Below are 13,131 nucleotides of genomic sequence, written 5' to 3' on the forward strand. Positions count from 1 at the left end.
CGCTTTGCCTGCCCCCATCCCCGCCTTCCCCCAAAGGGGGAAGGAGCCATGCGGTCGCGCTTTTGCAGAGTGTTGTTGATGCTGGCGCTGCTCTTCTCCGGCAGCGCCGCCTTCGCCACCCAGCGCGCCCTGCTCGTCGGCGTCTCCGAACTGGTCAACCAGCCGCAGGCCCTGTGGCTGCAGGCACCGCGCAACGACGTGATGCTGATGCGCGACGCGCTGCTCAAACAAGGCTTCGCGGCCGGCGACATCACCGTGCTCGCCGACGGCGTGAGCGGCTCCGTGCTGCCCGAATCGCAGGCCATCCACGAGGCGCTCGGCCGGCTGCTCGCGCAATCGAAGAGCGGCGATTTCGTGCTGCTTTATTTCTCCGGCCACGGCACACGCCTGCGCGACAGCAACAAGCGCTACCAGGAGCCCGACGGCCTCTCCGAGAACTTCCTCGCGCGCGATGTGCGCGGCACGCTCGGCGCCGACAACACCCTGACCGGCGACCTGCGAGATGCCGACTTCGACGCGTGGATCCAGGCCTTTCTCGCGCGCAACGTGTTCGTCGCCTCCGTCTTCGACACCTGCTCGGCGAACTCGATGACGCGCAGCACGAGCGACGCACCGGCCACCGCCGAAGGCCCGCCCGATGACCCGGTGCGCTGGCGCGGCCTGCGCACCACGCAGCTGATCGGCGCGCCCGGCCCCGCGGCGCGCGCGGTCATGACGCGCCCCACCGTGACCGACCCCGTGCCGCGCGCCCGCTACGTCGCGCTCTTCGCCTCGGAGAGCCACCAGATCACCCCCGAGCTGCGCCTGCCGCGCAAGAACCGCAACGCGCGTCCGCAAGGCCTTTTGACCTGGGCCGTGGTGGAAGCGCTCTCGCGCAAGCCCGCCACCTGGCGTGACCTTTTCGACGGCGTGCTGGCCGTCTATCCGCCGGTGATCGACGAACTCGCACAACGCTTTCCCACGCGCGAGCTGCCTTCGCCGGTGGCCGAGGGCAACCTCGATGCACCGATCTTTGCCAACCGCGCGCAGGCCATGTCGACGCGCCCGGTCTGGCGCGCGCAACGCTCCGGCGACACGCTCACGCTGCAGGCCGGCCAGCTCGATGGCCTGGTGGTGCAGCAGCCGCTGCGCGTGCTGGCCACGATGGACGACGGCACGGTGCGCAGCGCCGAGGGCACGCTGGCGCAAGCCTTCAACGACAAGGCGCGCATGGCCGTGCCGCCCGCGTTGCGCGAGTTGCCCGGTGCCGCGCTCTGGAACATCACGCCGCTCGGCGAGCCGGCGACGGTCGCGCTGCGCGTGCGCGCGGAGCAGGGACTGCCGCCGGGTTTGAGCCTCGAATACCCCGCTTCCGTCATCGCGGTGAACGATGCCGATGGCGCGGACGTGCGCTGGTCCGGCGGCCGGCTCGAAGTGCTCTCGCCATTGCTTGGCGCGGGTGCGAAGCCAGCGCCCACCGATGCGGCCACGGCGCGCCGTCGCCTCGAAACGCTGGCCCGCCTGAAGTGGCTCAACCAGCTCTACACGATCGCCAGGGACGCGCAGTTCGACGGCTTCGATGCGATGTTCGAGGTCTGGAACGGCGATCGCCTCGTGCGCAGCGGCTCCGCGCAGCAGGTCGACGCGAAGCTCCTGCCGCTGCGCAGCGGCGAGCGCGCCGTGCTCAACGTGCGCAACACCAGCGCGCGCTCGGTGGACCTGGTCATCGTCGGCATCGACCCGCAAGGCGGTGCGCGCCAGGTCTACCCCGAGGACCCGGGCGAGACCAACCGCTTCAAGCGCGGCACGCGCGAGGCGCCCGCCGTCAAGCGCTTCGAGCTGCCCTGGTTCAACGCCGAAGGCGGCCGCCTGCTGGTGCTGGCCACGCCCGCGGCGCCTTACAGCGCGCCGCGCCTGTTCGGCACGGGCGCGGGCGATGCTGTCGCGGGGGGCGCCGAAGTGCGCGTGCGCGGCGCGCTGCAACCCGAGAGCGAGCGGCAGACCTTCGCCGCGATGGTTCATTGGGCGGGCGAAATGTCGGCCGCCAAGTAAGACGACACACCACCACCGGATTTTTCTCAGGAGATCGACATGAGCTGGACCTACGATGGAAAACTGGACCCCGACGAGGCCCTGCGCCTGCTGGACTACCTGTCGGGCGAATCGGGCAACGACTTCTCGATGATGATCGAGAGCAAGGGCACGCCGATCGAAGGCGAATCGGTGCGCACCTACGAAGACGGCAAGCAGCGCATGGACATCGGTGGCTACTCGTACAAGTCCGACGTGGTCATCCCGCCCGGCTCCAGCAAGGGGAAGCTGCGCAACTACTCGTTCATCGTGATCCGCGACTGCGATGCCGCCACGGCCTCCATCGCGAGCCTCCTGAAAAGCCAGGACGCCGACCTGAAGGTGACGGTGTCGGTCTTCAAGGCCGGCGGCGACAGCTCCAAAGAGCTGCAGTCGCACCTGGAGTTCGTGCTGGAGGGCGCGCGCGTGAACTGCCACGCCATCGTGACCGGCGGCACGCCCAAGCGGCCCTGCGACATCATCTTCTTCGACTACACGAAGCTGGAGATCCGCTCGGCGCCGCAGCAAAAGACCGGCGCGCGCGGGGCGGTGCGCACCTGCACCTTCACGGGCAACTGAAATGACCACCTCCGCCGAACTCCTGAAGTCCGCCGACCCGGTGGCCGCGCTCAAGGCATTGAGCGACGAGGTGCGCGCCAAGCCTTCCGACAGCAAGCACCGCGTCTTCATGGCGCAACTGCTCTGCGTCATGGGCCAGTGGGAGCGTGCGCTCAACCAGCTCACCGTCGCGGCCGAGCTCGATGCGCTGGCCGTTCCGATGAAGCAGGTGTACGGCGACGCCGTGCGCTGCGAAGGCCTGCGCGCCGAGGTGTTCGCCGGCACGCGCACGCCCATGATCTTCGGCCAGCCCGACGAATGGCTGGCGCTGCTCATCGAATCGCTGCTGCGGCAAGGGCGCGGCGAGAGCGAGCTGGCCGAGGACCTGCGCCAGCGCGCGTTCGATGGCGCCCCCGCCATCGCCGGCACCATCGACGGCACGCCCTTCGAGTGGCTGGCCGATGCCGACATGCGCCTGGGCCCCGTGCTCGAAGCCTTCGTCAATGGCAAGTACTACTGGATTCCCTACGCGCGGCTCGCGCACGTGAAGATCGAGCCGCCCGAGGACCTGCGCGACTGCGTCTGGATGCCCGCGCACCTGCAGTTCGAGAACGGCGGCGAGACCCTCGCGCTCATTCCCACGCGCTACGAAGGCACCGAGAAGAGCGAAGACGGCGAACTGCGCCTGGCGCGCAAGACCGAGTGGCGCGAACTGCGCCCCGAGGTGTGGGCCGGCACCGGCCAGCGCGTGCTCGGCAGCGATGCCGGCGAGTACGCGCTGATGGACGTGCGCGAGATCCTGTTCAACCCGGTGGCTTCTGCCGAAGCATCGCAGGACGGACCCGGGGACGGAGGCGGCTGAGGTGGCCGAGCTCACCGCCCAGGAGCGCCTGCAGCCTTCGCTGCTCGACCGCCTGGTCGACAACGCGCCCACCGAAAAACGCGAGAGCGACGAGAAGCGCACGCTCACCAAGCAGGCGCTGCGCGCGGCCGTGCTGCGCGACCTGAGCTGGCTCTTCAACGCCACGGGTTTCGGCCTCGCGATGGACGACAAGCAGTACCCGAATGCGGCGCGCTCGGTCATCAACTACGGATTGCCTATGCTGTCTGGCCAGTTCACCTCGTCGGTGCAGCGTGTCAGCATGGAACAGGCTTTGAAGAACGCAATCCTGCAGTTCGAGCCGCGCATTTTGTCCCGCACTCTCGAAGTGGAACTCGTCATGGAAGGCTCGGCACTGGACTCGCACAACAGCATCGGCCTGCAGATCCGCGGCATGCTGTGGGCGCAACCCGTGCCGCTGGAGTTCCTGATGCGAAGCCGTGTAGACCTGGAAGAAGGACGCATCGAGATCGTGGACATGGCGCAAAACCCAAGGTAAGTCCTGACATGGACCCTCGGCTGCTGAACCTGTACGAGCAGGAACTGCGCTACTTCCGCGAGAGCTCTTCGGAGTTCGCGCGCGCCTTTCCGAAGATTGCGCATCGGTTGGGAATCGAAGGCCAGGAAGTTGCCGACCCATATGTCGAGCGCTTGATCGAGGCCACGGCCTTCCTCTCGGCGCGCGTCAATCTCAAGCTGGATGCCGAGTACCCGCGCTTCACAGGACACCTGCTCGATATCGTCTATCCGAATTTCCTTGCGCCGACGCCCGCGATGGCGGTGGTGTCCTTCGCGCCCGACCTGGACGACGCCAACCTCGCCACAGGCCCGAAGCTGCCGCGCGGCGCGGGCCTGCGCGCGCGACAGGCCGTGGGGCAGAACACGCATTGCGAATTCCGCACATCGAGCGCGCTGCGCATCTGGCCGATGGAGGTGCAGCGCGCGCAGTACTTCACCTATGCGCCCGACCTGCCGCTGGCCACGCACCCGCAGTCGCGCGCCATTCGCGGCGGCCTGCGCATCGCGCTGCGCGCGACGGCCGGGCTCAAGTTCAACCAGATCGCACTCGACGACCTGGTGCTGCACCTGGGCGGCGCCGAAGACGTCGCCTGGCAACTGCAGGAATGTGCGCTGGGCCAGCCCATCGGCGTGATGGTGCGGCCGCTGTCGCCCACCGGCGCGCTGCAGGGCGCGGCGCAGAGCCTGCCTGCGAGCGCGATCCAGCCCGTGGGCTTCGAGGACGACGAGGCGCTGCTGCCGGTCACCGCCACGGGCTTCTCGGGCTTTCGCCTGCTGCAGGAGTACTTCGCGTTTCCGCAGCGCTTCCAGTTCCTGCGCATCGCGGGGCTGCAGGCGCTGCTGGCGACGATGCCGGTCACCGAGATCGAACTCGTGCTGCTGTTCTCGCGCGGCGACGCGGCGCTCGAAAAACTGGTGAGCGCCGAGAACGTGCAGCTGCACTGCGTGCCCATCGTCAACCTGTTCACCAAGCGGCTGGACCGCGTGCCGCTCAACGAAGGCGTGAGCCAGTTCCACCTGGTGCCCGACCGCACGCGGCCGCAGGACTTCGAGGTGCACACCGTCACCGAGGTCATCGGCCACGGCGCACCCGGTGCCGATGCGGCGGCCGCGGAGCAGCCGTTCCGGCCTTTCTACTCGGCCTTCCACGGCACGCGGCACAGCCACCCGGCCTACTTCACGACCACGCGCGAGCCGCGCATGCTGTCGGTGAGGCAGCGCACCGAGGGGCACCGCAGCAGCCACATCGGCTCCGAGGTCTACATGCAGATCGTCGATCCGCAGCAGGCGCCGTATGCGGCCACGCTGCGGCAGCTGGCGGTGACCGCGCTGTGCACCAACCGCGACCTGCCGCTCCTGATGCCGCTGGGCCGCGACAACGATTTCGATTGCGTCGACTCCTTCCCGGTGCAGCGCGTGCGCATGGTGCGCGGGCCTTCGCGGCCGGTGTCGCCGGTGGTGAGCCAGGGGCTGGGCTGGCGGGTGGTCGATCACCTCGCGCTCAACTACCTGTCGATTTCGGACAGCACGCCGGAGCAGGGCGCCGCCGCGCTGCGCGAGACGCTGATGCTCTACGCCACCCATGCCGACGAGATGCGCCAGGGCCAGGTGCGCGGCCTCCTGTCCGTGAAGAGCAAGCCCGTGGCGCGCCGCCTTCCACTGAAGGGACCGATCGCCTTCGGGCGCGGGCTGGAGGTGACGCTGGAGGTCGACAAGGATGCGTTCCACGGCCACAGCGTGTTCCTCTTCGGTGCCGTGATGTCGCGCTTTCTCGCGCGCCATGTGGAGGTCAACCATTTCGTCGAGACCGTGCTGCGCGTGGCGGGCAAGGGCGAGACCATGCGATGGAGGCCGCTGTGCGGGACCCGGCAGATTCTGTAGGCACGCGCGTGGACAACGCGTTGCGCGGATGGTCGGCAGAGCCGTGGTCGTTCGATTACTTCGCGGTGATGCGCCGGCTGGAATCGGTGGCCGGCACCACGCCGCGCTGGGGCCGCGCGCTGCTGCCGAGCGCAGAGCCCGTGCGCGTGGGGCAGGAGCCCTCGCTCTCGTTCGCACCGGCCAGCTTCAGCCGCTTCGAGCCGGCGACCGCGTACTCGCCGCCGCGTTTGCGGCAGCATTTCTTCAGCTACGTCGGTCCCAACGGCCCGCTGCCGGTTCACCTGAGCGACTTCATCCGCGAGCGCAGCCTGAACCATGGCGACCCGACGTGGCTCGCGTTCCTGGACAGCTTCCTGCATCGCTTCTCGCTGCACTTCTACCGCGCCTGGGCGCAGGCGCGGCCCGCGGTGGCGCTGGACCGTCCGGGCGAAGACCGATTTCGGCTGCAGGTCGGCGCGCTCATCGGCACGGGCACGCCGGGCCGCATCGGCCGCGACGAGGTGCACGACGATGCGCGCCTTCATTTCTCGGGCTGGCTCGCGCGCCGCGTGCACAACGCCGAGAGCGTGGAGTCGGTGCTGTGCAGCTACTTCGGCGTGCCGGTGACGCTGGAGCGCTGGGTCGGCCACTGGATGGGCGTTCCCGCCGACGAGGTCACGCGGCTCGGGCGCGGCGAGAGTTCGCGCTCGATGGGCATGGGCGCGATGCTCGGCACCCGCGCGTGGGACCGGCAGCACCGCGTGCGCCTGCACATGGGACCGCTCACGCTGGATCAATACCGCATGTTCCTGCCGATCGGCACCGCGCGGCCGGTGCTGCAGCGCTGGATGCAGCAACTGCTGGGCGACGAACTCGAATGGGACGCCGAGCTGGTGCTGGAGAAGGCCCAGGTGCCCGCCACGCGGCTCGGACAGAAGCAGGGCAACGCGCCGCGCCTGGGCTGGGTCTCGTGGCTCGGCCAGCGCCCGCGTTCGAAGGACGCGGCGGACGTGCGCATCGGCAACAGCTCGATGACCGCCCGGGCCGCCCAGGCCCCTGCAGGAGCCGCCGCATGACGACGATGCCCGACCGCGCAGGGACGGTGGCGGAAGCGGAAGCGGAAGCGGAAGCGGAAGCGGACGCGAACGTGCCCGGCACGGCAACCGTCGGCGTGCTGCTGGCGCACGCGGCGGCGCTGGTGCGCGAGCAGAAGCTGGACGCGGCCGACGAGCTGCTGGTCCGCATTCTCCAGGCCACGCCCGGCGACCCCGATGCCTTGCATTACCAAGGGCTGCTGCGCCATGCGCAGGGCCGCGGCGACGAGAGCATCGCGCTGATCGGCCGCTCGCTCTCGTTGAAACCCGCCCAGAGCGGTGCGTGGAACAACCTGGGCAACCTGCTGGTCGAGATCGGCCGCATCGACGACGCGATGCGCGCCTACGAGAACAGCGTTTCCTTCGCCAGCGGAGGCGACGAAGGCGCCGATGCGCTGAGCAACATCGCGTCGCTCGAACGCAAGAAAGGCCACTGGCACGCCGCCGAGCGGGTCAGCCGCCGCGCCATCGAACTGCGGCCGGACTTCAGCGAGGCCTGGTACAACCTGTCGATCGCGCTGATGGAGCAGGGGCGCATTCACGAGAGCGTCATCGCCAACAGCCGTGCAGTGCTGCTGCAGCCGCGCAACCTGAGCGCGCGCTCGCAGGTGATTCGCGCCCTGGAGCTGCTCGGCGAGCGCGAGCAGGCCATCGGCATGTACCGCGAGTGGCTGGCCGAGGCGCCCGGCCACCCGGTGGTATCGCATCTGCTGGCTGCCTGCGAAGGGCACGCACCGGCACGCGCGAGCGACGGCTATGTGGAGACCGTGTTCGACAGCTACGCCGGCAGCTTCGACGCGAGCCTGGAGAAGCTGCACTACCGCGCGCCCGAACTGGTGGCGCGCGCGGTGCAGGAAATGCATGGTTCGCCCGCCGCGAACCTGGCCGTGGTCGATGCCGGCTGCGGCACCGGACTCTGCGCCCCGCTGCTGCGGCCCTGGGCCGCGCACCTGGCCGGCTGCGACCTGTCGGTCGGCATGCTGCAGCGCGCGGAGCAGCGCGGCGGCTACGACGTGCTGCACAAGGCCGAACTCACCCACTATCTGGACACCCAGCCCGCCCGGTTCGACCTGGTGGCATCGGCCGACACGCTGTGCTATTTCGGCGACCTGCACGAGGTGCTGGCGGCAGCCGCGCGCGCGCTGCGCCCGGAAGGCGGCGTGGTGTTCACGGTCGAGGCCATGGCCGGGGGGCAGGACGACTTCACGCTCGAAGGCAGCGGCCGCTACCGCCATGCGGCAGCGCACGTCCAGGCCTGCCTTGCGGCCGCCGGTTTCGGCGCCATCCGCATCGAGCCGATCGTCCCGCGCCGCGAGGCGGGGCAGGACGTGCAGGGTTGGTTGGCCAGCGCAAGGCTTTGTGCGCATTGACGCCGGGCACGGATCGCCGAACTTCAAATTGCCCGACATGAATCGTCTTCAACAGAGATACGGAGAACTCCATGAGTGAAATCAGTCGCACCGCCCTTTTCGGCAAGCTCAACTCGCTGGCCTACAAGGCCATCGAAGGCGCCACGGTGTTCTGCAAGATGCGCGGCAATCCGTATGTGGAACTGGAGCACTGGTTCGCCCAGCTGCTGCAGGCGCAGGACTCCGACCTGCACCGCGTGATCCAGTACTACGGCCTGGATGTGTCGGTGATCGCGAAGGACATGACGGCCGCGCTGGACCGCCTGCCGCGCGGCGCCACCGCGATCAGCGACTTCTCGCCGCACATCGAGAACGCCATCGAGCGTGCGTGGACCTACGCCACGCTGCAGTTCGGCGAGGCGCAGGTGCGCACCGGCTACATCGTGGTCGCGATGCTGAAGACGCAGAGCCTGCGCAACCCGCTCTTCAACTTGTCCAAGCAGTTCGAGAAGATCAAGGTCGAGGACCTAGCCGACAACTTTCCGAAGGTGTGCGACGCCTCGCCCGAATCGCAGATGCGCGCGCAGGACGGCACCGGCATGGGCAGCGGCGCGCCGGGCGAAGACTCGGGCGCGATGGCGCCCGCGGCCATGGGCAAGGGCGATGCGCTGAAGAAGTTCGCAGTCGACCTCACCGAGAAAGCCAAGAAGGGCGAGATGGACCCGGTGACCGGGCGAGACGAAGAGATCCGCCAGATCGTCGACATCCTCATGCGCCGCCGCCAGAACAACCCGCTGCTGACCGGCGAGGCCGGTGTCGGCAAGACCGCGGTGGTCGAAGGCTTTGCGCAACGCCTCGCGCGTGGCGACGTGCCGCCGCAACTGAAAGACGTGAAGCTGCTCACGCTGGACATCGGCCTGCTGCAGGCCGGCGCGAGCATGAAGGGCGAGTTCGAGCAGCGCCTGCGCCAGGTGATCGACGAGGTGCAGAGTTCGCCGACGCCGATCATTTTGTTCATCGACGAGATCCACACGCTCGTGGGCGCGGGCGGCGCGGCCGGCACCGGCGATGCGGCCAATCTGCTCAAGCCCGCGCTCGCGCGCGGCAACCTGCGCACCATCGGCGCGACCACCTGGGCCGAGTACAAGAAATACATCGAGAAAGACCCGGCGCTCACCCGCCGCTTCCAGGTCGTGCAGGTGCCCGAGCCCGACGAGGTGAAGGCCATCCTGATGCTGCGCGGCGTGGCCAGCGTGCTGGAGAAGCACCACCGCGTGCAGCTGCTCGACGAAGCGATCGAGGCGGCCGTCAAGCTCTCGCACCGCTACATTCCCGCGCGCCAGTTGCCCGACAAGGCAGTAAGCCTGCTGGACACCGCGTGCGCCCGCGTGGCCGTGTCGCAGCACGCGACGCCGCCCGAGGTGGAAGACTGCATGCGCCGCATCGAGGGCCTCACGGTCGAGCAGGAAATCATCGGCCGCGAAGCCACCATCGGCATCGACGTGACCAAGCGCTCGACGCAGGTCGAGGCGCTGCTGGTCGAATCGAAGCTGCAGCTCGAAGCGCTGAATGCGCGCTGGCAGGAAGAGAAGGGGCTGGTCGACCGGCTGCTGGAGTTGCGCAGCAAACTGCGCGCGGGCAACAAGCCGGTGGACGCGCCCGCGACCGCGGCCGATGCAACGGCCGTCGCTGCACCCGCAGATCCGGCCGCTGCCGCCGCGCCCGCACACGACCGCGCCGCGCTGCTCGCCGAACTGCACGAGCTGCAGGCCAAGATCCACGCGGTGCAGGGCGAGTCGCCACTCATCCTGCCGTCGGTCGACGAACAGGCCGTGGCCTCGGTGGTCGCCGACTGGACCGGCATTCCCGTCGGCCGCATGGTCAAGAACGAAGTGGAGGCGGTGCTCAAGCTCGCCGACACGCTCAACCAGCGCGTCATCGGCCAGAAGCACGGCCTGGAGATGATCGCGCGCCGCATCCAGACCTCGCGTGCGCGGCTGGACAATCCGCAAAAACCCATCGGCGTCTTCATGCTCTGCGGCACCTCGGGCGTCGGCAAGACCGAGACCGCGCTGGCACTGGCCGAGGCGCTGTACGGCGGCGAGCAGAACATCATCACCATCAACATGAGCGAGTTCCAGGAGGCGCACACCGTCTCCACGCTCAAGGGCGCGCCGCCCGGCTACGTGGGCTACGGCGAAGGCGGCATCCTGACCGAGGCCGTGCGCCGCCGCCCCTACAGCGTGGTGCTGCTGGACGAGGTGGAAAAGGCCCACCCCGACGTGCACGAGATCTTCTTCCAGGTCTTCGACAAGGGCTGGATGGAAGACGGCGAGGGCCGCATGATCGATTTCAAGAACACGATCATCCTGCTCACCACCAATGCCGGCAGCGAGCTCGTGATGAGCATGTGCCGCGACCCCGAGCTCTTGCCCGATTCGAACGCACTGGCCGATGCGCTGAAGGCGCCGCTCATGAAGGTGTTCCCGCCCGCGCTGCTGGGCCGCATCGTCACCATTCCCTACTACCCGCTGTCGCCGGACATGATGAAGAAGATCGTGCGGCTGCAGCTGGGCCGCATCAAGAAGCGCGTAGAGACCAACCACGGCGTGCCCTTCGAATACACCGAGGCGGTGATCGAGCAGGTGGTCGCGCGCTGCCAGGACCCCGAGTCGGGCGGCCGCGTGATCGACGCGATCCTGACCAACACGGTGCTGCCCACGATTTCCGTCGAGTACCTGCAACGTCTTGCATCCGGTGGAGAGATCCGCCGCGTCGCGCTGGACGTGAAGGATGCCGACTTCACCTACGCGTTCGACTGAGCTGCTCCATCTTTCAAGAGACCGAGCCGCTTCCATCCATCAAGAGCAAAAAATGGCCGACCACGAGTTCCGCATCGAGACCGATTCACCCGCCAAGGACGACTTGATGTTCTGGCGCATCGTGGGTCACGAGGCCCTTGCGCGCCCGTCGGCCTACGAGCTCACGGTGCTCTCCAAGAACAAGGCGCTCGATGCCAAGGACATCCTGGGCCGTGCGTTCGACGTGGTCATCGAGTTCCAGGACAAGGGCGGCGGCGTGCACGAGCGGCACTGTCAGGGCCACGCGGTGCGCTTCGTGCGCGCGGGGCACGTGGGCCGGCATTTCGAATATCGCATCACGCTGCGCTCGTGGTTCTGGCTGCTCACCAAGCGCACCAACTCGCGCATCCTGCAGGACAAGAAGGTGCTGGAGGTGCTCGATGCAGTGTTCGAGGACGGCCCCATCAAGCGCTTCAAGAAGACCAAGGCCGGCAACGTGATCGGCACGCATACGCCCCGGCGCTACTGCGTTCAGCACCAGGAGAACGACTACCAGTTCCTCTCGCGCCTGCTGGAGGACGAGGGCATCTACTACTGGTTCGATTCGCACGATGCGCCCGGCACCATGCACCTGTCGGACGCGAGCGACCTGGCGCACGAGAAGCTGCCGGCCGAAAGCACCCTGAGCTACATGCCCAGCGATGCGACCGAGGCGCGGCACAACCAGATCTCGCGCTGGGTGAGCGCGCGCCAGTTCGACACCGGCAAGCAGGCCTCGCGCGACAGCGACTTCAAGGCGATAAAGAAGAAGCTGAGCGCCACCATCGACGTGAAGGACGACCATGAGCTGGCCGACTTCGAGGAGTTCGAATTCCCCGGCGGCTATTTCACCGGCGACGACGGCGAGAACCGCACCAAGCTGCGCGGCGACGAACTGAACGCGCGCCGCGACCGCCACTGGGCGCTGACCACCTGGCCCGACGTGACGGCGGGGCGCAGCTTCAAGTTCGAGGGCGACCCCGACGGCACGCGCAACGGCGAGTACGTGATCGCGGCCTGCACCTTCATGGCGAGCCACCCCGGCTATGAAAGCGTCGGCGCCGGCACGGCCGTGGCGCAGGACGTGCACGCGGCGCTGGCCGACGTGCTGCGCGACGACGCGGTGAACGCCGACACGCTGCAGGTGCTGCAGGACCTGATCGCCAGCACGCCGATGCTCAGTACCTCGCAGCCGGGAACCAGCGCGTTCCTGATCACCGCGATTCCGATGGAGCGCGCCTACCGGCCGCCGCGCCTCACGCCGCGCGTGACCATGCCCGGGCCGCAGACCGCCATCGTGGTCGGCCCGGCGGGCGACGAGCTGCACGTGGACGACCACGGCCGCGTGAAGGTGCACTTCCACTGGGACCGCTACGACGAGAGCAACGAGAAGTCGACCTGCTGGGTGCGCGTGTCGCAGCCCTGGGGCGGCAAGGGCTGGGGCGGGTACTTCATTCCGCGCATCGGCCAGGAGGTGATCGTCGACTTTTTGAACGGCGACCCGGACCGCCCGGTGATCGTGGGCCGCGTCTACAACGACGACCAGCCCATTCCGTACAAGTCGCCCACGCAGAGCGGCTTCAAGACCCGCTCCACGCCCGGCGGCGGTCCCGCGAACTTCAACGAGATCATGTTCGAGGACAAGAAGGGCGAGGAGAACATCAACATCCACGCCGAGCTGGACATGAGCCGCAGCGTGGAGCGCGACGACTCGACGACGGTGGACCGGGACCAGTCGGTGACCGTGAAGCGCGACCAGACCGAGCACGTGGACCGCGACCGCAAGAGCACGGTCACGCGCAACGAGACCACCATGGTGGTGGTCGACCAGAAGAACACGGTCAAGGGCCACCAGAACAACCAGGTGGTGGGCAACCGCGACACCTTCATCGACAGCAACGACATGCTGAAGGTGACGGGCACCGGCACCCACGAGGTGATCGGCGCGCGCAGCGACATCTCGCGCGCCGGCGAGACCCGCA

The 13,131-nt window shown here is 68.3% G+C and carries 9 protein-coding genes (1 of these 9 only partly in view); all 9 read left to right on the forward strand.

The window, feature by feature from the left end; all coding sequences use genetic code 11:
* Positions 1-78: 78 nt before the first annotated feature.
* The gene (locus BM133_RS19190; protein ID WP_256219263.1) at positions 79-2,031 is read left to right on the forward strand and encodes a caspase family protein; all 1,953 of its coding nucleotides are present in this window, start codon (positions 79-81) and stop codon (positions 2,029-2,031) included.
* Between the two features lie 39 nt (positions 2,032-2,070).
* Positions 2,071-2,628: a hypothetical protein gene (locus BM133_RS19195; protein WP_093437002.1), complete on the forward strand. Its 558-nt coding sequence runs from the start codon at positions 2,071-2,073 to the stop codon at positions 2,626-2,628.
* Position 2,629: 1 nt separating this feature from the next.
* Positions 2,630-3,469, forward strand: a complete 840-nt coding sequence (locus BM133_RS19200) for a type VI secretion system accessory protein TagJ (RefSeq protein WP_093437005.1) — start codon at positions 2,630-2,632, stop codon at positions 3,467-3,469.
* A 1-nt stretch (position 3,470) separates the two neighbouring features.
* Entirely contained in the window at positions 3,471-3,986 is a 516-nt protein-coding gene (gene tssE, locus BM133_RS19205) for a type VI secretion system baseplate subunit TssE (RefSeq protein ID WP_042582249.1), read from the forward strand.
* A gap of 8 nt (positions 3,987-3,994) precedes the next feature.
* A complete protein-coding gene (gene tssF / locus BM133_RS19210; protein ID WP_093437007.1) occupies positions 3,995-5,887 on the forward strand; it encodes a type VI secretion system baseplate subunit TssF in 1,893 nt (630 codons plus the stop codon).
* An 8-nt stretch (positions 5,888-5,895) separates the two neighbouring features.
* Positions 5,896-6,942, forward strand: a complete 1,047-nt coding sequence (gene tssG, locus BM133_RS19215) for a type VI secretion system baseplate subunit TssG (protein WP_256219264.1) — start codon at positions 5,896-5,898, stop codon at positions 6,940-6,942.
* Positions 6,939-8,330 carry a methyltransferase domain-containing protein gene (locus tag BM133_RS19220; protein WP_256219265.1) on the forward strand — a complete coding sequence of 464 codons (1,392 nt, stop codon included), beginning with the start codon at positions 6,939-6,941 and terminating at the stop codon, positions 8,328-8,330. The genes tssG and BM133_RS19220 overlap by 4 nt, the downstream gene beginning before the upstream one ends.
* Positions 8,331-8,401: 71 nt before the next feature.
* Positions 8,402-11,131 carry a type VI secretion system ATPase TssH gene (tssH, locus tag BM133_RS19225; RefSeq protein WP_093437012.1) on the forward strand — a complete coding sequence of 910 codons (2,730 nt, stop codon included), beginning with the start codon at positions 8,402-8,404 and terminating at the stop codon, positions 11,129-11,131.
* 52 nt (positions 11,132-11,183) lie between these two features.
* Positions 11,184-13,131, forward strand: partial view of a type VI secretion system Vgr family protein gene (locus BM133_RS19230; protein ID WP_177224874.1) — the 5' portion only. Its footprint extends 1,106 nt past the window's final position; the window shows 1,948 of its 3,054 coding nt (coding positions 1-1,948); its start codon is at positions 11,184-11,186; the stop codon falls past the right edge of the window.

It is taken from the genome of Variovorax sp. 770b2, assembly GCF_900115685.1.
Classification (GTDB): Bacteria; Pseudomonadota; Gammaproteobacteria; order Burkholderiales; family Burkholderiaceae_C; genus Variovorax.